Source organism: Psychromonas algicola (assembly GCF_004378355.1).
GTDB lineage: Bacteria > Pseudomonadota > Gammaproteobacteria > Enterobacterales > Psychromonadaceae > Psychromonas.
Map to the genome: position 1 here is coordinate 39,731 of NZ_SNUB01000001.1, position 22,808 is coordinate 62,538.

At 36.4% G+C, this 22,808-nt stretch carries 22 protein-coding genes and 1 other annotated feature; of the genes, 12 read left to right on the forward strand and 10 right to left on the reverse strand.

Annotated features, from left to right (window positions below; translation table 11 throughout):
- Positions 1-9: 9 nt before the first annotated feature.
- Positions 10-846, forward strand: a complete 837-nt coding sequence (locus tag E2R67_RS00215; RefSeq protein ID WP_134288890.1) for a DUF1365 domain-containing protein — start codon at positions 10-12, stop codon at positions 844-846.
- An 83-nt stretch (positions 847-929) separates the two neighbouring features.
- A complete protein-coding gene (locus E2R67_RS00220) occupies positions 930-2,159 on the forward strand; it encodes an SAM-dependent methyltransferase (protein ID WP_134288891.1) in 1,230 nt (409 codons plus the stop codon).
- Between the two features lie 923 nt (positions 2,160-3,082).
- Here E2R67_RS00220 and E2R67_RS00225 read toward each other — a convergent pair.
- Complete coding sequence (locus tag E2R67_RS00225; RefSeq protein WP_134288892.1) at positions 3,083-5,014, reverse strand: hypothetical protein; 1,932 nt, start codon at positions 5,012-5,014, stop codon at positions 3,083-3,085.
- A gap of 260 nt (positions 5,015-5,274) precedes the next feature.
- On the opposite strand from E2R67_RS00225, the gene E2R67_RS00230 reads away from it, so the two are divergent.
- Positions 5,275-6,750, forward strand: coding sequence for a KAP family P-loop NTPase fold protein (locus tag E2R67_RS00230; protein ID WP_134288893.1), 1,476 nt, complete (start codon positions 5,275-5,277; stop codon positions 6,748-6,750).
- A gap of 79 nt (positions 6,751-6,829) precedes the next feature.
- Here E2R67_RS00230 and hisA read toward each other — a convergent pair whose 3' ends face one another.
- The 7 genes from hisA to E2R67_RS00265 all read right to left on the reverse strand — a co-directional run bounded on the left by hisA (position 6,830) and on the right by E2R67_RS00265 (position 13,057).
- Positions 6,830-7,567: a 1-(5-phosphoribosyl)-5-[(5-phosphoribosylamino)methylideneamino]imidazole-4-carboxamide isomerase gene (hisA, locus tag E2R67_RS00235; RefSeq protein WP_134288894.1), complete on the reverse strand. Its 738-nt coding sequence runs from the start codon at positions 7,565-7,567 to the stop codon at positions 6,830-6,832.
- A gap of 4 nt (positions 7,568-7,571) precedes the next feature.
- Positions 7,572-8,195 (reverse strand): imidazole glycerol phosphate synthase subunit HisH, encoded by a 624-nt coding sequence (gene hisH / locus E2R67_RS00240; RefSeq protein WP_134288895.1) that lies wholly within the window; start codon positions 8,193-8,195, stop codon positions 7,572-7,574.
- Positions 8,192-9,262: a bifunctional histidinol-phosphatase/imidazoleglycerol-phosphate dehydratase HisB gene (gene hisB, locus E2R67_RS00245; protein WP_134288896.1), complete on the reverse strand. Its 1,071-nt coding sequence runs from the start codon at positions 9,260-9,262 to the stop codon at positions 8,192-8,194. The genes hisH and hisB overlap by 4 nt, the downstream gene beginning before the upstream one ends.
- Positions 9,263-9,271: 9 nt before the next feature.
- Positions 9,272-10,342, reverse strand: coding sequence for a histidinol-phosphate transaminase (gene hisC, locus E2R67_RS00250; RefSeq protein WP_134288897.1), 1,071 nt, complete (start codon positions 10,340-10,342; stop codon positions 9,272-9,274).
- A 58-nt stretch (positions 10,343-10,400) separates the two neighbouring features.
- The gene (gene hisD, locus E2R67_RS00255; protein ID WP_134289031.1) at positions 10,401-11,702 is read right to left on the reverse strand and encodes a histidinol dehydrogenase; all 1,302 of its coding nucleotides are present in this window, start codon (positions 11,700-11,702) and stop codon (positions 10,401-10,403) included.
- A gap of 14 nt (positions 11,703-11,716) precedes the next feature.
- Positions 11,717-12,613 carry an ATP phosphoribosyltransferase gene (hisG, locus tag E2R67_RS00260; RefSeq protein WP_134288898.1) on the reverse strand — a complete coding sequence of 299 codons (897 nt, stop codon included), beginning with the start codon at positions 12,611-12,613 and terminating at the stop codon, positions 11,717-11,719.
- 21 nt (positions 12,614-12,634) lie between these two features.
- Positions 12,635-12,749: a sequence feature (His leader region), on the reverse strand.
- A gap of 134 nt (positions 12,750-12,883) precedes the next feature.
- On the reverse strand, positions 12,884-13,057 hold the full coding sequence (locus E2R67_RS00265; RefSeq protein WP_134288899.1) for a DUF2986 domain-containing protein: 174 nt from the start codon (positions 13,055-13,057) through the stop codon (positions 12,884-12,886).
- Positions 13,058-13,235: 178 nt separating this feature from the next.
- On the opposite strand from E2R67_RS00265, the gene E2R67_RS00270 reads away from it, so the two are divergent.
- Positions 13,236-13,565 (forward strand): hypothetical protein, encoded by a 330-nt coding sequence (locus E2R67_RS00270; RefSeq protein WP_134288900.1) that lies wholly within the window; start codon positions 13,236-13,238, stop codon positions 13,563-13,565.
- 17 nt (positions 13,566-13,582) lie between these two features.
- Here E2R67_RS00270 and E2R67_RS00275 read toward each other — a convergent pair whose 3' ends face one another.
- Positions 13,583-13,960 carry a nitrous oxide-stimulated promoter family protein gene (locus E2R67_RS00275; RefSeq protein ID WP_134288901.1) on the reverse strand — a complete coding sequence of 126 codons (378 nt, stop codon included), beginning with the start codon at positions 13,958-13,960 and terminating at the stop codon, positions 13,583-13,585.
- Between the two features lie 118 nt (positions 13,961-14,078).
- Between E2R67_RS00275 and yoaA the strand changes: the two genes are divergently transcribed.
- From yoaA to E2R67_RS00310, 7 genes are all read left to right on the forward strand, one after another.
- Positions 14,079-16,001 carry a DNA repair helicase YoaA gene (gene yoaA, locus E2R67_RS00280; RefSeq protein ID WP_134288902.1) on the forward strand — a complete coding sequence of 641 codons (1,923 nt, stop codon included), beginning with the start codon at positions 14,079-14,081 and terminating at the stop codon, positions 15,999-16,001.
- A gap of 60 nt (positions 16,002-16,061) precedes the next feature.
- The gene (gene tsaB, locus E2R67_RS00285; protein ID WP_134288903.1) at positions 16,062-16,775 is read left to right on the forward strand and encodes a tRNA (adenosine(37)-N6)-threonylcarbamoyltransferase complex dimerization subunit type 1 TsaB; all 714 of its coding nucleotides are present in this window, start codon (positions 16,062-16,064) and stop codon (positions 16,773-16,775) included.
- Between the two features lie 76 nt (positions 16,776-16,851).
- A complete protein-coding gene (locus tag E2R67_RS00290) occupies positions 16,852-17,154 on the forward strand; it encodes a hypothetical protein (RefSeq protein ID WP_134288904.1) in 303 nt (100 codons plus the stop codon).
- Positions 17,155-17,204: 50 nt separating this feature from the next.
- The gene (locus tag E2R67_RS00295) at positions 17,205-17,993 is read left to right on the forward strand and encodes a hypothetical protein (protein WP_134288905.1); all 789 of its coding nucleotides are present in this window, start codon (positions 17,205-17,207) and stop codon (positions 17,991-17,993) included.
- A gap of 112 nt (positions 17,994-18,105) precedes the next feature.
- A complete protein-coding gene (gene pyrD / locus E2R67_RS00300) occupies positions 18,106-19,116 on the forward strand; it encodes a quinone-dependent dihydroorotate dehydrogenase (protein WP_134288906.1) in 1,011 nt (336 codons plus the stop codon).
- Between the two features lie 50 nt (positions 19,117-19,166).
- The gene (locus tag E2R67_RS00305) at positions 19,167-19,724 is read left to right on the forward strand and encodes a cell division protein ZapC domain-containing protein (RefSeq protein WP_134288907.1); all 558 of its coding nucleotides are present in this window, start codon (positions 19,167-19,169) and stop codon (positions 19,722-19,724) included.
- Positions 19,725-19,933: 209 nt separating this feature from the next.
- Positions 19,934-21,325: a sodium-dependent transporter gene (locus E2R67_RS00310; protein WP_134288908.1), complete on the forward strand. Its 1,392-nt coding sequence runs from the start codon at positions 19,934-19,936 to the stop codon at positions 21,323-21,325.
- Positions 21,326-21,415: 90 nt separating this feature from the next.
- Here the strand turns inward: E2R67_RS00310 and E2R67_RS00315 are convergent, their stop codons facing one another.
- Complete coding sequence (locus E2R67_RS00315) at positions 21,416-21,697, reverse strand: peptidylprolyl isomerase (protein ID WP_134288909.1); 282 nt, start codon at positions 21,695-21,697, stop codon at positions 21,416-21,418.
- A gap of 164 nt (positions 21,698-21,861) precedes the next feature.
- Here E2R67_RS00315 and htpX point away from each other — a divergent pair, with 164 nt between their 5' ends.
- Positions 21,862-22,737, forward strand: coding sequence for a protease HtpX (htpX, locus tag E2R67_RS00320; protein WP_134288910.1), 876 nt, complete (start codon positions 21,862-21,864; stop codon positions 22,735-22,737).
- Positions 22,738-22,808 lie beyond the last annotated feature (71 nt).

The following is a 22,808-nucleotide window of genomic DNA, read 5'->3' on the forward strand; positions in this document are numbered from 1 at the left end:
GACTCGTATATGTCTGTCATTGATATAAACAGTGATTCAGAAACTAATTCTGTAGATGATTCTTCAGAAACGGCGACTTCACCTTTTAAACATAGTGCCATTTACTCGGGCAATGTCATACATAAACGTTTTCACCCTAAAAACCATAGCTTTAATTCCTCTCTATACATGTTGGCATTAAACGTTGATGAAATTGAGCAAGCTAAAAAAGGGTTTGGCTTGTTTGGTTTCTCATGGTTTAACCCTTTACGTTTTGTTGAAAAAGATTATCTAAGGGATGAACCTAATTCATTATCACAACGTATTAAAGATAAAGTTAAAGCGCTCAGTGGCGACAAGGATATACAGAATATTTTAATGTTGGTGCAAGTCAGATGTTTTGGCATCTACTTTAGTCCTGCTAATTTTTATTTTTGTTATAACAGCAATAACGAATGCACGCAGATGATGGCTGAGGTGAGTAATACACCTTGGAATGAACGACATTATTACCTTGTTGATCTATTACAAGAGCAACAAATAAATAAAAAAGTATTTCAAGTTTCGCCATTTATGAATTTAGATATGAGTTATCACTGGCGTGTAAAGCCACCACAGCAGGATGATGATAATTTATTCGTTAAAATAGAAAATAAACGCACCAATCAAGATACTGGTGAAGTTAACAGACTATTTGAAGCAAGCTTAATATTAAAGAAAAAAGCATTTAATAAACGTAACTTATTAAAGATATGGGTTCAATTACCGGTTATGACAGTAAAGATAGTTATTGGCATTTACTGGCAAGCATTAAGGTTATTCCTTAAACGAATCCCTTTTATTGGTTATCAGAAATTAGGTTCATAACTAAATAGTAAACAGTCAGTGCACCAACATAATAAGTATTCAATCATTTTAATTATAGATTAGTGTCATTTTAGGAGTTTTAGATGGAACAAATACAAAGTGTTATTACACCGAAATCAGCAAGTTGGTTTGATAAGCGTTGCCGTTCATTAGTTCACTCCGTATTTACAAAAATAACTTACGGTCAATTAGAAGTAGTAGAAGGTGGCTCACATCAGTATTTCCCAAATGTGGCTTCTAATTCAGAAGATCTTAAAGCAAAGATTACAATACATGATATGAGCGTTTACCGTGATTTTGTTAAAGGAGGCAGTATTGGCGCCGCTGAAGCCTTTATTGCAGGTAAATGGAGCAGTCCTAACCTAACTAATGTTATACGTGTTTTTGCAAAAGCCCAACAGCAAACAGATAAGTTAGATGCAAATAAATCCTTACTTAATAAAATAAAAAACGCAGTCACTCATTGGCAAAATAGAAATACGCAGTCTGGCTCAAAACGTAATATTTTAGCGCACTATGACTTAGGAAATGAGCTTTACACTCGATTCTTAGATCCACAAATGCAGTATTCTTCAGCAATTTACCCCTCAGAAACAACAACCTTAGAATACGCGCAGCTATATAAACTAAAAACAATTTGTGAAAGATTAGAACTTACAAAAGAAGATCACTTATTAGAAATTGGTACAGGTTGGGGCGGTTTAGCTATTTATGCAGCGCAGCACTTTGGTTGCAAGGTAACTACTACTACAATCTCAGATGCACAATATGAATATGCAGAGCAACGAGTGAAAGATCTCGGTCTAGAATCTCAAATAACTTTGTTAAAAGAAGATTATAGAGATTTAACAGGTACTTTTGATAAAGTCGTTTCAATTGAAATGATTGAAGCGGTAGGTTATGAATTTTTACCAAGTTTCTTTCAACAATGTAATGACCGTTTAAAAGAGGGTGGTAAGTTATTGATTCAATCTATCACCATCGCTGATCAACGTTTCGAACACTACAAGAGTAATGTAGATTTTATTCAACGTTACATTTTTCCTGGTGGTTTTTTACCTTCTGTTAGTGTTCTTTCAGATCAAGTCGCACACAATACTGAATTGGTAATCGAAGGCCTTTATGATATTGGTTTGGATTATGCAAAAACACTGGCTCATTGGCGAGACAACTTTTTAGCCTCTTGGTCTGAATTACCACAATTTGGATACGATGAAGAATTCAAACGTTTATGGTTATATTATTTAGCTTATTGCGAAGGGGCGTTTTTAGAACGATCCACCAGCACGGTTCATTTAGTCGCAAGAAAATAATTTTAATGCAATAAATCTCATTTAAAAATAATCTCATAAGCCTCTACAACTTCAATTGTTGTAGGGGCTTTTTTTATGGTTCAAAGATACGACATATAAACTTAGTCATACCAGTAAACCTCTTTGCTTAGTGGTACTACTTGATTTGATTGCAAGTGATAAAATTAAGCGGCATGACGAAGTGGTGTCGCGCAGTGGCATGGAATTAAAGTGAGTGCTAAAGTGTTGTAACAAGGTTCGCCATTAATCAGAGCTTACCTGCACTGCGTGGGGTTCTCTGTGCTAGGTGAGTTATGTTGTTTCTATAAGTTAAAGGAATAGAGTGAAGGTATTGTCTTTGTTTTAAATAACATTATTTATTCCGTTCAGCATTCAAAACCAATAACTTCTAGTTAAATTTAAGTGCAGATTGGAAGTGTAAAAACAAATTATATTAAATCTGTAGAAGCGCGATTTAAAAAAACAGCAGGAAGAAAAAGTGAGGTATGTTCTGGCATACTTCAGTGAGCAATAGCCCGGTGAGCAATATTATAAATGTTCATCAATATGATCCCAACCTTCCCCTTCTTTTAAAAAATAATAATTGATTAAGTTGTTCTAGAAACTGTTTTAGTTTTAATGCGTGAGGTTAATTTAAAGACTCTCTAAGGTTTAAAACAAATTAAAACACTAAGGTCTTATTTAATGTTTAAAATTAGCTTAGGATGCGATTGAGTAAACTTGTTGGAATGAAAGTAACTAAATTTATATTGAACCATTGTGATAACACAATTAAATATTAGTTGATGAAATCCAAGTGGCTGTTCAAATATTGATTGCATATAAGTTACACACAATGAGTAAAGTGTAGGCTGCCATCACTTAACTTTCCCAAATTATAGAAGTTTCTATACGATGCATCGTTTCTTATTTGGTATTTTTTATCAAAATATCGCATTGAATTGAACATAAGGTCCCAAATTAAAATCAACGCGTTCCATATTCACAAAGAGTTCTTCATCGTCAGCTGTTTGATAACTTTCCGCTTGATAATAAAGTTCAGCACGTAAGCCTAGTTGAACAGAGTAACCAATACCCTTATATTCCTCCCAACGACGTTGATGTGTATAGCCGGTGTCGAGGCCTAGTAATGCAACCCAAGTCCAATCCCCAGTAATCTTTTTAGTCGTTGTCGATGAAGTTGCTTCGGTAATTGCGGCGTCTGAAATGCCTCTTCCAACAAGGCCAACACCAATGTTAGGTCGGAAAAAACCTCGATTATAGTTAACTTCATATCTCGCTCCGTAAGCTGCTTCATCAGAACCCGCTTTGAGCATAAGTGTTGTTTGTTTATAATCTTCATCAAATGCCCAACCAACGATTGAGGTGCTTTCTTCGGATATTGATAAACCGATGGCACTTGGCATTGCCATCGTCGAGTAGCTAAAGCCAAAATAATTGCCATGTTCACTAAAAATGAGCAGTTCAAAATTTTTATAATCAGATTCAAACTTACTTGAAAACTCGCTTTCGCCATTAATTAGGTAATCTGTTGATTTATACGTAGCTGTTCCACTGAGTTGTGACCAATCTACTTGTAAACGTAAGGTATCAGCTCCATCAAAAAAGCCATTAAAGTCTACAAGACCAGTTAAATAACTCACCGAGTTTGTTGAACTTTCTTTCACTTCGTTGGTTAAGTATTTTAACGTTAATTGAGTATCGCGATATCGAGCTTGAAAATAAACACTCTGCAGTAAACTGTTGTTAATATCGTAATCGGTTCTGATGGAATCACCTGCACTTTGGGACATAAACCAACTATTTAAAGCAATACTGTAACCAGATAAAAAGTCGATATTAGATTGTTCAGGATTGTCACTATAGAAAGTTTCTTCTGCTTTTAATGTTTCAACATCAATTAAATAAGAATGTAGATCGCCATCTTCTGATGATTTAGCGGTAAACAATACCTGTTCATCATCATAAAAGAAGACTTCGGGGTTAGTGCCAAAATTACCGTTTATATTATTAGTAATAATACGTCTGCTGGCAGCGTTATCTTCAAAGTTATAGATGGTTGTATTTTTATTTAAAACGTTAACATATTCATAAGCGGCAACAACGCCGTGAGAACTGCTGTTAGGGTAAACGGCCAACACGTCGCGTGAATCTGAGCGATCATGTATGAGTGTGTAGTGTGACGACCAAGCAGAATTTGCTCGATTGAGCATTAATAAATTATTTAGTTCAGCATAATAAAGCTTTTGTTGTTCTGTGTTGATAATGGCTATACCAATATCGCCAGTTAAATTGTTATTGAGTTTGCTTATCTGTGCTTTTGCAGGCAGTTTTAAAACTTGTACGTTGGACTCGTCAACTTTCTGATCTCGACCTGTTGGTTTTTTATAAATTTCGATTGTTTTCTCTGACAGGCAAACCAATGCTCCATCACGAGTAATGATGGTTGATGAACCAGAGCACGGCGTAAATATTAATTTATAAGAGAATGATTTATTTAACGATGAACTTGAGATGAAATAAAAGTGACTGTAACTTGAGTCTTTTATAGGCTGCCTAATAATGGCAAAACTCTCCCCAGTATAACGAGTCGTTGTTAGCAAATAAGACTTTTTCGGAAACGTTAGTTTTCTTTTTCCGTCAAAAGATAAAGCGTTACTACAATTTTTTGTACATTTAGGATCTTTTTTACCAAAGAAGATTGTCGGAGCTCCATTGTCATCTCTAAATACTTCTTCTGTATAAGCTGTTTCGAGTTCTTCTTGTAACTCGTGCTTAAATTCGATAGCGGAAAGTTGAGGTGAGAAAAAAAGAACGATGAGTAAACTTCTATTAACTAATGTTTTATAAATCACAAGGTTTCCGAGTAAGGCAAAAAAATATCATGTGATATTATCTTTTAAATGAGAAATGTCAAAAAGAGGCATTTGAAACAAAAAATAAATGCGCAACATGTATCATAGGTGACAAGTTATTTGTCGATGTTTTATAGTCAGTCCACTCTATTTAATATTATTACTTTTATTGAAATTTAATTGAAACCAAATGAGACTTTATAAAATATATATCCACCAATATTAAAGTGAAATGCAAATTACATAGCGGGTGATTTAAAATGGGAAATGCACAACCTTATACCTTTTCATGGGATAGCGAAACAACTCATGAAGGCATTACTTATCCAGTTGATACGTTAGATCGTGCTAGATATGCATCTTTTCTTACAAACTTCTTAATTGCAGAAGCAAGTCATGGTGGTTATGTTTTAAACATCAACGCACCGTGGGGAACCGGTAAAACCTATTTTTTAAATCGCTGGTTGATAAATTTAAAAGAAGAACACCCCGTTGTTTATATTGATGCATGGAAACAAGACTTTTCTAACGATCCTATGCTGTCTGTTGTTTCTTCGATAATTAGTCAATTAAAAGAATTTCAACCAATTGAAGCAAAAACTATTGGTAATACCGCTGGGAAAGTTGGTGGTTTTATTAAAGATATTGCTCCAATTGTTGCAAAAGGTGTAATGAAGAAAGCTACGGGCATTGATTTGAATGATGATGGCGAGCATGATCTATCAAAAGCAGATGGGGCAATGTTAGGTGACATTGCAGCTAAAGTGACGGATAAAATGATTAAAAATCATAATTCGACGTTAAATTCTATTACTACATTTAAAAAAGCCATACAGGAGTGGATTGGAGCGATACAAGGTAATTCAAAATTAAGCGCACCAGCATTTATTTTTATTGATGAATTAGATCGTTGCCGCCCAACTTATGCGGTGCAAATGTTAGAAGTCATTAAACATTTCTTTGAAATGGATAATATTATCTTTGTGGTGGCAACGGATACCGAACAACTGCAATATGCAGTTAAAGCCGTTTATGGACAGGGCTTTGAAGCTCAAACTTATTTAGGCCGATTTTTTAACCGCCGATGTACGTTACAAAGTGTTTCCAAATCACAATTTATTACCAACTTTATAACCCATAAATTTAAACTCACTAAGTCTGTATTTGAAAAGTGGGAAACTTGGCCACAATTAAGAGGAATAGATGATTTTGTAAGTTTAATAAATCAAATGGAGCAAGTTTATGACTATTCATTACGCGATTTAGAACAATTAATCGATAAAGTAATAGCAGTAATTCTAATATCAAATAAAAAAATTAATCTAATTTTTTTAATTTACTTATTTATGTTACATGATAGAGATAAAAGAAATTACGCAGGTATTATTAATCCATCTAAATTACAAATATCAAATACGGTCGACACGAATAATCTGGAACCTATTACACATCAAGTAATAAATTTCGTCGATAAATATGTCTTTGTAAAAAGTGAAGAACCTTTTTTTTCAATTCAATTAAAAGATTTACTTTCAGAAATATATAATTCATTTAATGAACCTCCACATCTACGTGAACAAAATAGAAGAAAAAGAGCGGAGAGGTTTTATGATAGAGCAAGTATGGGCTCAGTTGCATATAAAAAACATTTATTACTTATTGAAATGTATAAAAATGATGATGTAATTGATGACTATAAAAACTGGGTTGAGCTTGCCGTTTCTTTTGATGCTTAATTTCAAAATCAAGTTCATAAAAACAAAAAACCACCTAAAAAGGTGGTTCTTATTTATGTCTAGTTGAGAAACTTAAAAACTAAGCATTCTGCCAGCGGTTAATGGCTTCTTCTACTGTGAACTTGCCTTCTAACAACGCACGTCCTACGATCATGCCTTGTGCGCCTGAGCGTGCTACATCTGCAATATCATCTAATGAACCGATACCGCCTGATGCTTGCCAAGCGACACTTGGGAAGGCAACAGCCATTTCTTTATACAAATCAACGTTTGAGCCTGTTAATGTACCGTCTTTAGAAATGTCAGTACATAACACATGTTTTAGACCAACTTTCATGTAGATCTCTAATAGCGATTCGATTGTTTGACCACTGTCTTCTTGCCAACCTGATACTGCAACGATCTTGTTACCTTCAGCATCAATATTGATATCTAAGGCTAACACGATATGTTCTGGGCCGTATTTTTCCATCCAACCTGCAACCATTTCTGGCTCTTTAACCGCGGTTGAACCGATTACAACACGATGAGCGCCTGCATCTAATAAACCTTTTACGTCAGCTTCTGTGCGCACACCGCCGCCAACTTGTACTTTAGCAGGGGTGTTTTTGATTAAACTTTCAATCACGCCAAGTTGACGTTTAGTAATATCTTTTGCGCCATCTAAATCAACAAGGTGTAACCAATTAGCGCCTTGTTCGTTATAAATAGTGTATAAGCTTTGTGGATCATCGCTGTAAACTGTTTTTTGATCGTAATCGCCTTGGTATAAACGAACAACTTTACCGTCGATCAAGTCAAGTGCTGGGATAATCATAGTATTAAAGCTCCAAGAAGTTTTTGATTAATTGCGCACCAGCTTTACCTGAACGCTCTGGGTGAAATTGCACCCCATAAAAATTGTCTTTATTCACTGCTGCCGTAAACGGAGAACCATACTCACAACTTGCAATTGTGTTTTCGTTAACCGGTAATGCGTAGCTATGTACAAAGTAGAAGTAGCTACCTGCAGGGATATCTTTAAATAAAGGCTCGTCCAATTTAGGTGTGATTTGATTCCAACCCATATGCGGAGAGCGTAAAGGTGCGACATCCATTTTTTCAACGAATCCATCGACCAAGCCTAAAGTGTTGATCACTTCAGTTTCAGCATTCTCTGAAGCAGCTTCTTCTGCAAAGACTTCTTCACTGCCTTCGGCTAACATTTGCATACCTAAACAAATACCTAAAACAGGTTGAGTTAGTTTTTTAATTTCTTCAACTAAGTTGCGGTCAATTAAATTTGCCATTGCTTCTTTGGCTGTACCTACGCCAGGCAAAAACAGTTTCGTCGCTTGTTGTAGAATCACAGGGTCTTTACTCACAACCACTTCATAACCTAAACGTTCAACTGCAAAACGTACTGACGATAGGTTAGCGCAACCTGTATCAATAATAACTATCATAAAACACCTTTACTTGAAGGAAGATCCGTTCCGATAATTTGTACACTTTGACGTAATGTACGGCCAAATGTTTTAAATAAACCTTCAACCATATGATGCGCATTACCATTTTCAACTTCTAAATGAATCGTTGCACGCATTGCTTGTGCTAATGAATAGAAGAAGTGTTCAACCATCTCCGTTGACATTGTGCCAACTAATTCACGCGTGAAATTCGCTTTGAATTTTAAGAAAGGGCGGCCTGATAAATCTAATGTACAACTTGCTTTGGTTTCGTCCATTGGTAGTACAAAACCAAAACGGCCGATACCACGTTTGTCACCTAATGCTTTATCTAATGCTTCGCCTAGGGCTAGTGCTGTATCTTCTACGCTGTGATGATCATCAATATGTAAATCACCTTTTACGCTCACGTTCATGTGGAAGCCACCGTGCGTAGCGATTTGATCTAACATATGGTCAAAGAAGCCCATGCCAGTATCAATTTTGTTTTCGCCAGTTGTGTCTAAATCAACAAAGACATTGATGTCTGTTTCTTTGGTAGTACGCGTAACAGAAGCAGTACGACCGCGGCTTGTTAGTTGGTGAACAATCTTTTTCCAGCCTAATGTTTCTTTATTGTAAAGAATACCTGTAATACCCATGTTTTCAGCTAAACCGATATCCGTTTGGCGATCACCAATCACGTAAGAGTTTGCGTGATCAATTCGGCCAGACTGTAAATATTCTTTCACCATCCCTAAGTGTGGTTTACGACAACTACAGTTATCTTCTGGAAAGTGCGGACATAACAGGGTTGATTCAAACTTAACACCTTGCGATGCAAAGATTTCCATCATTTTATTTTGTGGAATATCAAAGTCACTTTGAGGATAACTGTCTGTGCCTAAACCATCTTGATTAGAGACAATCACTAATGTGAATCCTGCATCTTGTAATGTTAATAAGCTTGGAATTACGTAAGGTTCAAAAACCAACTTCTCAAGGCTATCTACCTGCTTATCACTAATAGGTTCATCGATTAATGTTCCATCTCGATCGATGAATAGAAATTTTTGTGTACTCATTTTAGGTTCCTACAGTGAGTTTAAGGTATTTAATGTTCTGTTCATTTCATCACTATTACCAATGGTGATACGAACGCAATTTTCTAAGCGAGGTTTGTTTGCAAAATCTCGCATTATAATGCCGTCGTCAGCAAAGGCTTTAAACACTTTAGCTGAATCTTTAAAACGAACTAACAAAAAGTTACCCGTTGTTGGGAAGATATCGACAACACAATCTAATTTGCTTAGCGCATTAGCTAATACAAGTCGGTTATTGTTTAACACAACAACGCGGTCGCGCATCACTTCTAATCCATCAGCGGATAATGCTTGTTCTGCAATTTGTGCAACAGGCGCTGGTACAGGATAAGGTGCAATCACTTTACTCATCATTTCAATCACTGATGATTGCGCTAATGTAAAACCACAACGGATAGAAGCTAACGCAAAGGCTTTTGAAAGGGTTCTTGTGATCACTAAGTTGTCGTGATCAACAATTAAGTCAGTTTGCGTGAATTCAGGACAAAATTCGATATAAGCTTCATCGGCAACAATTAATGCTTTGCCTGCCGTTGCTGTTAATAAATCAGCTAATTTGCTTTTGTCTAACATGTTGCCAGTTGGGTTATTTGGCGCGCATAAGAATACAATTTTTATTTTACCGTCAGACTTTAATACAGCTTGTTTAACTGCCTCGTAATCGACATCAAAGTTAGCTTGTAGTTGTACTTCTTCAATTTCAACACCGCAGGTTTCTGCACTGATTGCGTACATACCATAGGTTGGCGGACAAATTAAAATACTATCAAGGCCTGGTTCACAAAATGTTCTAATTAAAATTTCGATACTTTCATCGGCGCCGCGAGTAGTTAACACTTGGTCCGCATTTAATTTAGCGTAAGTTGCGTAGGCATTGATAATTTGTGGTGGCTGGAATTCTGGGTAACGATGTAGTGTTGATGAATCAAGTTGATAGATACTGCAATCGGGAGCTTCATTGGCATTTAACCAAACATCTCCATTACCACCAATACGGCGAGCGGAAAGATAAGGTGTTAATGCCTGAACTGTTTTTCTAGCAAGCTTTTTGATGTTACTCATCGATGTTTCATCCCTAACGAGTGCCTGAGCAACGGTTTGCTCAGGTTATTTAGTTAACTTATTTATTGTTTTGGCTTTCAAGCTTTTCCATACGGATAGTTACAGCACGTTTGTGCGCAGTTAATCCTTCTGCAGCAGCAAGACAAGTTACCGCTGGCGCAAGGTTTCTTAAGCCTTCCTGCGTTAATTCTTGTACCGTGTAACGTTTAACAAAATCCGCCAAACCTAAACTTGAATAGGTTTTTGTATAACCGTAAGTGGGTAATACGTGGTTTGTTCCACTTGCATAATCACCTACCGATTCTGGCGTCCAAGCGCCTAAAAAGATAGATCCTGCATTTTTAAGCAAAGGTTGTAACAAGCGCGGTTGTTCAGTTTGTACAATTAAATGCTCTGGTGCGTAACGGTTTGAAATCATTACCGCTTGGTCAATATCTTTACACACAATACTTACACTATTGGCAATGGCTTTTTCTGCTATTTCACGACGTTCTAATACGGCTAATTGACTGTCAATTTCACGAGCAGTTTGTTCAGCAACTTGTTGTGATGGTGTCACCAAAATGGTTTGCGAGTCATGGCCGTGCTCAGCTTGTGATAATAAATCTGAAGCGATGAATGCAGGATCAGCTTTTTCATCGGCAATCACTAAAACTTCAGACGGGCCAGCAGGCATATCAATTGCAGCACCTGAAAAATCATTGCTAACTTGACGTTTAGCTTCAGTTACAAAGGAATTACCTGGACCAAATATTTTATCTACCGCTTGAATTGTTTCTGTACCATAAGCTAGTGCAGCTATGGCTTGTGCGCCGCCTACAGAATAAATCTCATCAACACCACATAGTGATGCTGCATATAGAATTTCATCTGCAAGGGGCGGTGGTGAACATAAAACTAAACGTGAACAACCGGCTATTTGAGCCGGAGCACCTGTCATGATCACCGTTGATGGTAACGGCGCGCTGCCACCAGGAATGTATAAGCCAACTGATTCAATTGCTTGTGTATGCATTTCACACACAACACCCGGCATGGTTTCTACACGTATAACATCTTGCTGTTGTGCTTTATGAAATTTCACAACCTGTTCGTATGCCACTTTAATAGCATCTTTTATGTCAGACCCAAGGCGTTTGGTTGCCGCTTCAATGTCTGTATTTGTTAACGTGAAATTATCACCTTCTAATTTGTCAAAACGTTTTGTGTATTCAAGCAGGGCTTGATCACCATTTTTACGAATATTAGTAATAATATCTGAAACTGTTGCAGTAAGACTTGATGAGTCTGCCATTGCAGGACGACTCAACAGTTCTGTTTGCTGTTCAGGTGTTAATTGTTCCCAGTTGACCGTTTTCATTCCCATGATTTGGACTACTCCATCATTTTTTCAATTGGTAAAACCAGAATTGAACTTGCACCTAATGCTTTTAATTGTTCCATTGTTTCCCAGAACAGGTTTTCTTTACTTACAACATGAAGTGCAACATGGTCATCACTACCAGCTAAATCCATGACTGTTGGTAAATCAGAACCTGGTAACAGGTCAGTGATTGCAGCTAGATTTGCTTTTGGAGCATTTAACATGATGTATTTTGATTCTTTCGCCGTTTGAACGCCGTCAATACGCGTTAAAATACGGTCAACTAATGCTTGCTTGTCACCTGTTAATGGTTCGTCACGTTGCATTAATACAGCAGTAGAGCGGTAAATAACTTCAACTTCTTTTAAACCGTTTGCTTCTAGCGTTGCACCCGTTGAAACTAGGTCACAAATTGCATCAGCTAAACCAGCTCGTGGAGCAACTTCAACAGAACCCGTTAACATACATGATGTGTAAGGTACGTTAGCTTCAGCCATAAAACGTTTAAGGATATGTACGTAAGTTGTTGCAATACGTAAGTTTGCTAGCGATTGTACGCCTTGGTAATCAAAATCGTTGTCAACAGCTAGTGAGAAACGACAACCACCAAATGCGAGTTCTTTTACGACTTTGTGCGCAGTAGGTTCATTCGCTACTTTACGCATCATGCTTTCTTCTTCTAATACGTTTTGACCAATAAAACCAAGGTCAACGACGCCATCCATCACTAAGCCCGGGATATCGTCATCGCGCACACGAAGGATATCAATTGGCATGTTTTCACTGTGAGCAATTAAACGTTGTGTATTAAGGTTTACCTTAACGCCACAAGCTTTTAATAATTTAACTGTATCGTCACTTAGGCGACCTTTTTTCTGTATCGCGATTCTTAAACGTTGTTCTGGCATTCTATTTTCCTTGCATTTAAAACTAAAAAACCCTCGGGAGTTTAACTTCCGAGGGTTTAAATTTGGGTAACCACTGGAAGCACATAAAATCTCTTCCAAGAAAATCCTGAAAGATTAAGTAATATGATGGTGATGTGCTTTCAGATTGTTCTTTTTCATTGTGATTAAAACTCTTTAAATTAATTGCCACTGATATTACCAATCTAGCCTTAAAATGTGAAACTTTTTTTGTATCTATTTTCAACTAAATAGGAATATCTTAGTTTTTTATTAACTATTCTCTAACACTGCTGAATCAGTTGTCGCTTGTTCATTCGCTTGTGCTTCTAATTTTGCACGTTCAGCTTTAGAGATATATTTCTCTTTATTGGCAGGCGCTGATTTAGCATTGATCTTTTTAAGACGCTTCTTAAGAATGCTATTAATTTTCTTTTTACGGTTCATGTTAAATCCTTTTTAGACGCGGTATTGTAAAGATTATTCGGTTAATTTCAAATCTGATTTCTATTGTGTTTTTATTTCAGTGTAAACAGTCCTAAACCAACAATGGATGTATAACGCGAAAAGTTTAATTGCAGCTATAATTAAGTCAATTCTCTCGAACAATAACTAAGGAGGTTATATGAGTCAGCATCTGATTAACGATTTTATTCATCGTGCAACTATCTTTAAACCTTTAACGGGAGAAAAGATTGTTAATAAGAAATTGGTTAAATATCAAGCATCCAATCGTAAAAACAATACTTCACCTCAGGATATAGAGGAAAGTGTTCACGATATTAAAACCGACACTCTTCATTCAAATGAAAAAGTTGAAGCCATTATAGGTAATAAGAAAGAGGCTAAACAGGAAGTTGAATATAAAAAATTCAATAAACCTAAAAGCAAGAATCCAACAAGTGCAGACGATAAAGATGATGAAACTACTGAGCATATAGATATTATTGTTTAAACTGGTAACACATTCTTCTATTGTTTGTTTTTTCGTAAATGATAGTTTGAAATCCCTTCCGGTATTGTCGCCGGAAACTTTTTAGTCGCTTTAATTAAATGTTTGATAGCCAATAATGGGTGTTTAAATAGCATCTTAGGTCCAGAATAGCGCATGATAATTCTAGCTTGTTCACGTTTGTCTGGTTTATAACAATGAATAGGGCACTTTTTACAAGCTGGTTTTTTATCCCCGTAAACACATCTATCTAATTTCAGTTTTGCATGTTCAATAAAGTCTTCACAGGATTGACACTCTTTAGTTGAATGATGATCGCGACAATAGATATCAGTCATTGCAATGATTGTTTTCAATTCTATAGCTAAGTTGCCGGTTAATTTTATTTTATCTCGCATAAACGTCTAGTTTGATTATTTTATTTGGTTAAGTATTTAATGAATCATACTAAGTCATGTTCAGCTTTCATTAATTGACGTAGAATAATGATTATTATCCGATATAGAGTTTACCGTCTTGATTGCTTCGTTTTTTTCTCCAACAGGAGAGCTTGCTAATATTATTCCTCATTTTAGAGGACGAGATGCACAAGTAAAAATGGCTGAATCCGTTGACTTGGCTATAAAACAACAGGGTTCATTAGTTGTTGAAGCAGAAACAGGAACCGGTAAAACTTTTGCTTATCTCGCACCTGCTTTACTTAATTTAGATAAATCTCTCGGACAAAAACTCATTATTTCAACGGGCAGTAAAGCACTTCAAGAACAACTCTATATAAAAGATCTTCCGTTATTAATACAAGCCACCAATTTTACTGGCCATTGCACGCTATTAAAAGGTCGGAGTAATTATCTGTGTACAGAGCGTTTAAACCGGTTCATGTTAGAAACGCGTTTCAAACAACCGAATTTACACACTGAGTTGGTAACCATTAAAGATTGGTCCGTAGGTACATCAACAGGCGATATTGCTGAAGTTGATAATTTACCTGAAGACGCCATGATCATTCCGTCTATTACAAGTAGCAATGACAATTGCTTAGGTAAGGAATGTCCGAGTTACGATGGCTGTTTTGTGATTAAAGCGCGAACTAAAGCCATGGATGCTGATGTGATTGTGATTAATCATCATTTGTTTTTTGCGGATCTTGCGGTTAAAGAAACAGGATTTGGCAAATTGATTCCAGAGGCGAGCACTTATATATTCGACGAAGCACATCAATTACCTGATATCGCAAGCCAATACTTTGGTGAAACGCTTTCAAGTAAGCAGTTAACTGAACTGGCTAAGGAAATCGATTTTGTTTATCGCACTGAATTGAAGGAAGCGAAACAAATGTCTAAGGCTGCGGAACAATTAAGAGCCGCGTCATTAGATTTTCGTTTAGCCTTTGCCATGGAAAAAGGTTCGGGCAGTTGGCGTGATAAAAGCAAAGACAGAGCAATGCAAATGCATGTCACACGTTTACGCCAAGTATTAGATTTTCTAAAACAAGTTGTTACAGAGCGATTAGGTAAGAGCGAAGTGTTAGATCATTGCTTTGAGAAAATTAACCAGTATATTTTATTGTTTGAACGTTTGAATAACACACATGAAAGTGGATTTAGTTATTGGTATGAATGTACCAAGCAACACTTTTCATTGAATATAACTCCCTTGAGTGTTGCAACCCGTTTTCAAACTGAATGCCAAAAGAAAGAGGCAAGCTGGATATTTACCTCAGCAACGTTATCAGTAAAAGGGGAGTTTAAGCATTTTACTAATTTACTTGGGCTAACATCTTCTAAATGTTTACAGTTAAGCAGTCCTTTTAACTACGCGACGCAAAGTTTATTTGTGGTTCCTCGATTAATCCCAGAACCTGGAACGCCTGGATTAGCAGCTAAGCTAGTAAGTATGTTGACGCCAGTAATTAAAGCCAGTAAAGGACGTTGTTTCTTTCTTTGTACAAGCCATTCAATGATGAACCAACTGGCTCAAGCTTTTAGAGAAACCTTAACCTTCCCAGTTTTATTACAGGGTGAAAAAAGTAAACAAGCTTTATTAGATGAGTTTATTTCTCATGGTAATGCGCTGTTAGTTGCAACAGGCAGTTTTTGGGAAGGCGTAGATGTACGCGGACAAACCTTATCTTGCGTGATCATCGATAAAATCCCCTTTGCTTCACCAGAAGAACCTTTACTAAAAGCACGTATGGAAGATGCTGAATTAAAAGGAGGCGATCCTTTCTTTGATGTGCAACTCCCGCAAGCGGTGATCACTTTAAAGCAGGGCGTTGGACGTTTGATTCGAGCTGAGCAAGATAAAGGGGTATTAATTGTTTGTGATACACGATTGGTAAGTCGCCAATATGGTAATTTGTTCTTGAATAGTTTACCTTGCATGCCACGTACAAGAGACCTTGAAAAAGCAATCGATTTCCTATCGTTGATCGAATAGACTTATTTCATTTTCTTAACATCATTTTATTTTAAACATTATTTATTACAGGCGTTTCCCATGTCAGCATCTTCATTAACTATTTTAAGCCTAGACTCTTCAACAGAGGCTTGTTCTATTGCCTTATTAGCTCAAGGTGAAAAAGTACATCAGCGCTTTATGTTAGCTCCAAGAGAGCATACTCAAAAAATATTACCAACTGTTAATGAAGTAGTGGAAGAAGCGGGACTAAATTTATCGGATATTGATGCCATTGTTTACGGTCAAGGCCCTGGTAGTTTTACTGGTGTTCGAATTGGTATCAGCATCGCGCAGGGGTTAGCTTTTGGGTTAGAAATAAAAATGGTCAGAGTCTCTACATTACAAGCCATGGCACAACAAGCGTTAGATGTTAATGGTACGCAAAGTGTTTATGCTGCAATTGATGCACGTATGGGCGAAGTCTATTTTGCACATTATAAAAATGATGCAGGTTTAATGGTACTTCAAGAAAATGAAATCGTCATTAAACCAGAACAACTGATTGCAAGTTTTGAAAGTACAGAAATAGTTGCTGGCAGCGATTTAGTCGGAACGGGCTGGGAAGCTTACCCAGCTTTACAAGAATATTTTGCAAACTGCACAATATCGGATATTATTTATCCTAATGCAGCAAATATGTTAAAAGCAGGTAAATTGTTAATTGAACAAAACAGTGCAGTAGAGCCTGAATTAGCAGTACCCGTTTATTTACGTGATACCGTGACATGGAAAAAACTTCCTGGTCGTGAATGATTTTTTACAATAGCTGTCTATACTATTGATAACGATTTTTTATCATTGATTTAATAAGAGAATGTTCGGATAACTTATGGCGATTCATAATAACGTTGCAATGACTAATGTACCTATTAATACAGGTAATTTGTCGCAAGTTAAAAAAAATGAAAAACCCGCAGAAGTTAACGAAGTTACACCTGTTGTTAAAAAAGCTAATCCTAATGAATTCTCTTTAGTTTTATCGACTCAACAAGAAGAGTCGCTAAATGATACATTAGGTTATGATCAACCTTCTGCCAAAGACCGTGGCGCTTTAGATAAATATTTCGAAGTTGCAAATCAAGAGAAACGAGATGAAATTATAGAAAGTATGAGTTTTCATTTTGTTGTCTGAACGATGCAAACTGTGCAGGCCATCTTTCTTATTCATTAATTAGGTTACTCATGTTACGCATTTTATTGCTTTCCTCTCTGTTATTTTTTCCTCTTTCTTCAATTGCTCAATCCTATTCAATTTCTTTAACAAATCAACAGAACAACACCTTAGCCCAATTAGTTTGGAAAAATGAAGGCGCTGGTTTAATTGAAAATTTAACGGTTTGGAATAAAAATGAAGCCTTCCCTTCACTAGGCATAGGTCATTTTATTTGGTACCCGACTGAGCAAAAGGGGCCTTATATCGAACAATTTCCTGAACTTGTTGCTTATTTGGTTAACAATAACGTAAAAGTTCCCGATTGGTTATTAACAACTAAAGTTGCTCCTTGGAAGAATAGAGAAGCTTTCTATAATGACTTTAGTAATAGTAAGTTAAGTGATTTAAGAACCCTGTTAAAAAATACCATGCCTTTACAGGCTAAGTTTATCACTCAACGTTTAGAAAAAGGTATTCCAGCCATTTTACAAGCCAGCTCTGAATCTGAACAAAAGAAAATAAAAACACAAGTGTCAGCTTTAACGGCAACACCAGAAGGTATTTTTATTTTACTCGATTACATTAACTTTAAGGGTGAAGGTATTTCACCTAAAGAACGTTATCAAGGTGAAGGTTGGGGATTAAAGCAAGTATTACTCGCAATGCCAGCGCAAACGGATAATATTTTATTAAGTTTTGCTCTTTCTGCTGATGAAGTATTAACAAGGCGCGTTAAGAACGCTCCCAAGAATGAATTAAATTGGTTAAAAGGCTGGCGAGTGAGAGTTCATAAATACCCAACATTAAAAATCGATTAATTGCTTTGCTTACTTTTTTTATTGAACTTTAGTGTATTGAATTTAAGTCTTTTTCTATACAATAAAACACAATTACTTTTGTACTATTCTCCATCAATTATAAGGTCCTACTATGTTATATCGAATTATGCGCAGTTTTTTGTTTATGCTAAACCCGGAAAAGGCGCACGATCTTTCTATCAAACAACTTAAATTAACCCACGGTACGGTATTGGATCTCTTTTATCGTCAAAAAGTACATCAACGTCCAGTAGAAGTAATGGGACTGACTTTTCCAAATTCATTAGGGTTAGCAGCAGGACTAGATAAAGATGCAGAATGTATTGATGCATTTGGTGCAATGGGGTTTGGACATATTGAAGTAGGAACAGTAACACCAGTTGCACAACCAGGTAATCCTTCGCCACGATTGTTTCGTGTGTTAGAAGCAGAAGGTATTATTAACCGCATGGGATTCAATAACCATGGCGTAGATAATTTAATTGAAAATGTAAAAAACAGTAATTTTAAAGGTGTAATTGGTATTAATATTGGTAAAAATATTCATACACCAGTTGAAGAAGGTAAAGAAGATTACTTAATTTGTATGGATAAAGTTTATCAGCATGCAGGTTATATCGCAGTGAATATTTCATCACCAAACACGCCTGGATTACGCGCATTACAATACGGTGAAGCATTAGATGATTTGTTAGATGCATTAAAAACTCGTCAACAAGCGCTTGCTAAAAAGCATGAAAAATACGTCCCTATTGCGCTTAAAGTTGCGCCAGACTTAAGTGATGAAGAAATTGAATCGATTGCAAAATCATTACTTAAATTTAAAATTGATGGTTTAATTGCAACGAATACCACGCTAGATCGCGAGATCATTAAAGGCATGTCGCATGCTTCTGAAGCAGGTGGGTTGAGTGGTCGTCCAGTACAAAGTAAAAGTACTAAGGTTATTGCAAAATTTGCAGGGCACTTAAAAGGAGAGATTCCAATTATCGGTGTCGGCGGGATTGATAGCGTGATTGCAGCCAAAGAGAAGATTGAAGCGGGCGCAAGTTTAGTACAAATATACTCTGGCTTCATTTATCAAGGCCCACCATTAGTTAAGGATATTGTTAATAATATTTAATTGATTATTAACTAAACGAGTTAATTTTTAATAGCAAGTAGGAGAGAGCGATGGATTATATTCCAAAAGCAAGTTGGCAGTGGGTTTATGACCATGAACAGGGTAAGTTATCTGTAGCCGATCGCGATCGTTCTTTCCCACTCGTCTATAAAAAAAACATGTTAATGCTGAAACAAAGTCAAACCATGGCATTTACAGTAGAAGACGTTACTCGTTATATTGATCTATTTGAAAGTCCTTCATTAAAAGACTTTGACGAAGCTTTACGCTGTAAAATTATATTACACCTTTTGGTGATTGATATTTTTCATAAACCTATTATGCCTAAAAGCTGGTTATTTGAAGTCTCGGAAGATCAAGATACTGAATACGAAAAAGGTGAGATAGTCACACTTACCGCTTTAGGTATGGCTGAACCAGCAAAATACATGCTATTAGAGCAAGAAAATGACTTTTGTTTGTGCATGTTGTTCGATCAAGAACATGTCTTTGCCAACAATAAAACCTTTCAGCAATTTCAACTAGTAAAAGTCACCACCGACAAACTTTCACGCTGTGTTGAAGCGCATTCACAGGAGTGGCTATCCTTTCAGAATGCGGGTTTATAACCTAAATAAAGAACATCATTTTACTTTTTATGAAAGCCTCTCCATGCTCAATATTTAATCAAAACAAATAAAGAATCTTATATTTCTACAAAGAATGTTTTTGATTTATATCTAATGAGCTTTTGATTCTTCTATATCTACTTGTAATTAATATTCATTCTAGATATAAAGAGCCATCTTTTAATAAATAAAAATAAATAGGCTTTTATATGAGCACAGATACACATGTTTCTAATCGCTGGTCGAGTAGATACGCATATGTTTTAGCAGCAACGGGTGCTGCTGTTGGTTTAGGTAATATCTGGAAGTTTCCGTACATTATGGGTGAAAACGGAGGTGGCGCATTCGTTTTAGTTTACCTTTTATGTATTTTATTCATTGGTATTCCAATTATGATGGCTGAAGTTGTGATTGGTAAGCGCGGCCGTTCTACGCCAGCTAATGCAGTTGCACACTGTGCACAAGAAGCAGGTAAATCATCTCGTTGGTCGTTAATTGGTTCGATGAACGTGTTAGCTGGTTTTTTAATTCTAAGTTTTTATGCTGTTATTGCAGGTTGGGCTGCCGCTTATGTTTACTTTGCAGCAACAGGTGAATTTAGTGCAGCCGCTGCGGATGCTACGACTCATACACAAGTCATTGGAGACCTATTTGTTGGCTTGATCACTGATGTTAAACAACTATTAATTTGGACAACAGTTATTGTTGGTTCGGCAGTGTTTGTAATTTCTAAAGGCGTAAAAGGCGGCTTAGAGACTGCTGTTACTTATTTAATGCCTGCACTATTAGTATTACTTGTTGTTATCATGTTCTACTCTGCCGTTGTTGGTGATTTCTCTGCTGCTTTCTCCTTTATGTTCCATGTTGATTTTTCACAGTTAACAATTAAAGGTGTGTTGGTTGCATTAGGTCATGCCTTCTTTACCTTGAGTTTAGCGTTAGGCATTATGATGATATACGGTGCTTATTTACCTAAAGGTGTTTCTATAGCAAAAACTTCAATCATGATTGCTGTCGCTGATACCATAGTTGCATTAATCGCTGGTCTTGCGATTTACCCAATTGTATTTGCAAGCGGCTTAGAAGCAACTGCAGGTCCAAGCCTATTATTCCAATCTTTATCAATTGCTTTTGGTAATATGCCTTTTGGTGACTTTGTCGGCACATTATTCTTCGTAATGATCGTATTTGCTGCGTTCACTTCTGTGATTGCCTTGCTTGAATCTCCGGCTGCTTATCTTGTTGAGCGTCAAGGGATGTCTCGTACTAAAGCTGCAATTATTTCAGGATCTGGTATTTGGTTGTTATCATTATTAACTATATTCTCTTTCTCTGGAGCTGAATGGACTAAACTTTCATTTGGAATGGGAGCTGATTTATTCGAGTTCTTAGACTACATTACAGCTAATATCATGCTGCCATTAGGTGGGCTATTAATCAGTGTATTCACTGGTTGGGTAATGAAACAAGAAGTGGTTAAAGAAGAATTAAACTTACCTGACTGGCAATTTTCTATCGTGATGTTGATTTTACGTTGGATTGCCCCAATTGCGATCCTTTTAGTATTTGCAAACGCAGTAGGTTTATTACAATTGAGCTAAACCATTAGCCTTGTACTAGATAATAAAAAACCGCTCGAGAGCGGTTTTTTTATATCAATTCTATGTCGTTGGTGACATAGGACTTGATAATTAATCGTTACGTTTAGTCACTTCTAATAAGTGGTAACCGAATTGGGTTTTAACTGGACCTTGTACTTCACCAACTGGCGCGCTAAAAACAACTTTATCGAATTCTGGAACCATCATACCAGGTCCAAACTCACCTAAATCACCACCTTGTGCACCAGAATCGCAAGTAGAATGCTGTCTTGCAATTGAAGCAAAATCAGTACCGGCTTCGATTTCACTTTTCAATGTAATACATTGTTCTTCAGAACTTACTAAAATATGACGTGCTTGAGCTAAAGCCATGGTACTTCCTTATTAATAATAAAAATCGCAGCGATTCTAACGACTGTCTATCCATGGTGCAAATAATGGATCTTTATTAGACTGAATATTTATAAATAATTTTCTTGCATATTAAAGATAAAGTCATATTATGTCGAACAAGTCATTTTACAATTGAGGTTTACATGAAACGTATCGCTTTATTTTTATTAACTAACTTAGCCGTTATGGTTATTTTAGGCATTGTGCTTAGTATTGTTTTTTCAGTAACAGGAATGAACTCAAATAGCATTGGCGGCTTATTGATTTTGGCGACTGTTTTTGGTTTTGGTGGTTCATTAATTTCACTCGCTATGTCTAAATGGATGGCGAAAAGAAGCACTGGAGCACAGGTCATTACCACACCAAATAATGCAACAGAACGCTGGTTGTTAGACACGGTTAAAAAGCAGGCTGACAAAGCAGGAATAAAAATGCCTGAAGTAGCAATTTATAATGCACAAGATATGAACGCATTTGCGACAGGTATGAACAAGAACAATGCTTTAGTTGCAGTTAGTACAGGGCTTTTATCACAGATGACACAGGATGAAGCAGAAGCTGTTTTAGCACACGAAGTCAGTCATGTAGCGAACGGTGATATGGTCACTTTAGCTTTGATTCAAGGTGTGGTGAATACTTTTGTTATTTTCTTAGCACGTGTGATCGGTGGTTTTATTGATAATGCAATGCGCAGCAATAACGATAATTCATCTGGACGTGGTTTCTCTTACTACATTATTGTTTTCGCATTAGAAATGGTATTTGGGATCTTAGCGAGTACGATTGTTATGTATTACTCTCGCAAGCGTGAATTTGTCGCCGATTCTGGTTCAGCCTCTTTAGTCGGCAAACAGAAAATGATTGCTGCATTAAAACGTTTACAAACAACGTCTGAGCCACAACTTGAAGGTAGCTTAATGGCATTTGGTATTTCTGGTAAAAAAACAAGTAGCTTATTTATGTCACATCCACCATTGGAAGATCGCATAAAAGCATTACAAAATAGCCAGATGATGTAATAAATAAAATTTACTTTGATAATGTCACTCTAGGCATTGAATTTAAAAGCGCGTAAGTAATTTACGCGCTA

Bases quoted from the DNA above. Each gene is read 5' to 3' on its own strand.
- E2R67_RS00275 (WP_134288901.1), bottom strand. From the start codon at position 13,960: ATGCGAGATAAAATAAAATTAACCGGCAACTTAGCTATAGAATTGAAA.
- pyrD (WP_134288906.1), top strand. From the start codon at position 18,106: ATGTTATATCGAATTATGCGCAGTTTTTTGTTTATGCTAAACCCGGAA.
- htpX (WP_134288910.1), top strand. From the start codon at position 21,862: ATGAAACGTATCGCTTTATTTTTATTAACTAACTTAGCCGTTATGGTT.
- E2R67_RS00305 (WP_134288907.1), top strand. From the start codon at position 19,167: ATGGATTATATTCCAAAAGCAAGTTGGCAGTGGGTTTATGACCATGAA.
- tsaB (WP_134288903.1), top strand. From the start codon at position 16,062: ATGTCAGCATCTTCATTAACTATTTTAAGCCTAGACTCTTCAACAGAG.
- hisD (WP_134289031.1), bottom strand. From the start codon at position 11,702: ATGAAAACGGTCAACTGGGAACAATTAACACCTGAACAGCAAACAGAA.
- E2R67_RS00310 (WP_134288908.1), top strand. From the start codon at position 19,934: ATGAGCACAGATACACATGTTTCTAATCGCTGGTCGAGTAGATACGCA.
- E2R67_RS00215 (WP_134288890.1), top strand. From the start codon at position 10: ATGTCTGTCATTGATATAAACAGTGATTCAGAAACTAATTCTGTAGAT.
- E2R67_RS00290 (WP_134288904.1), top strand. From the start codon at position 16,852: ATGGCGATTCATAATAACGTTGCAATGACTAATGTACCTATTAATACA.
- hisB (WP_134288896.1), bottom strand. From the start codon at position 9,262: ATGAGTACACAAAAATTTCTATTCATCGATCGAGATGGAACATTAATC.
- hisA (WP_134288894.1), bottom strand. From the start codon at position 7,567: ATGATTATCCCAGCACTTGACTTGATCGACGGTAAAGTTGTTCGTTTA.
- hisC (WP_134288897.1), bottom strand. From the start codon at position 10,342: ATGAGTAACATCAAAAAGCTTGCTAGAAAAACAGTTCAGGCATTAACA.
- E2R67_RS00295 (WP_134288905.1), top strand. From the start codon at position 17,205: ATGTTACGCATTTTATTGCTTTCCTCTCTGTTATTTTTTCCTCTTTCT.
- E2R67_RS00265 (WP_134288899.1), bottom strand. From the start codon at position 13,057: ATGAACCGTAAAAAGAAAATTAATAGCATTCTTAAGAAGCGTCTTAAA.
- hisG (WP_134288898.1), bottom strand. From the start codon at position 12,613: ATGCCAGAACAACGTTTAAGAATCGCGATACAGAAAAAAGGTCGCCTA.
- E2R67_RS00220 (WP_134288891.1), top strand. From the start codon at position 930: ATGGAACAAATACAAAGTGTTATTACACCGAAATCAGCAAGTTGGTTT.
- E2R67_RS00230 (WP_134288893.1), top strand. From the start codon at position 5,275: ATGGGAAATGCACAACCTTATACCTTTTCATGGGATAGCGAAACAACT.
- hisH (WP_134288895.1), bottom strand. From the start codon at position 8,195: ATGATAGTTATTATTGATACAGGTTGCGCTAACCTATCGTCAGTACGT.
- E2R67_RS00270 (WP_134288900.1), top strand. From the start codon at position 13,236: ATGAGTCAGCATCTGATTAACGATTTTATTCATCGTGCAACTATCTTT.
- E2R67_RS00315 (WP_134288909.1), bottom strand. From the start codon at position 21,697: ATGGCTTTAGCTCAAGCACGTCATATTTTAGTAAGTTCTGAAGAACAA.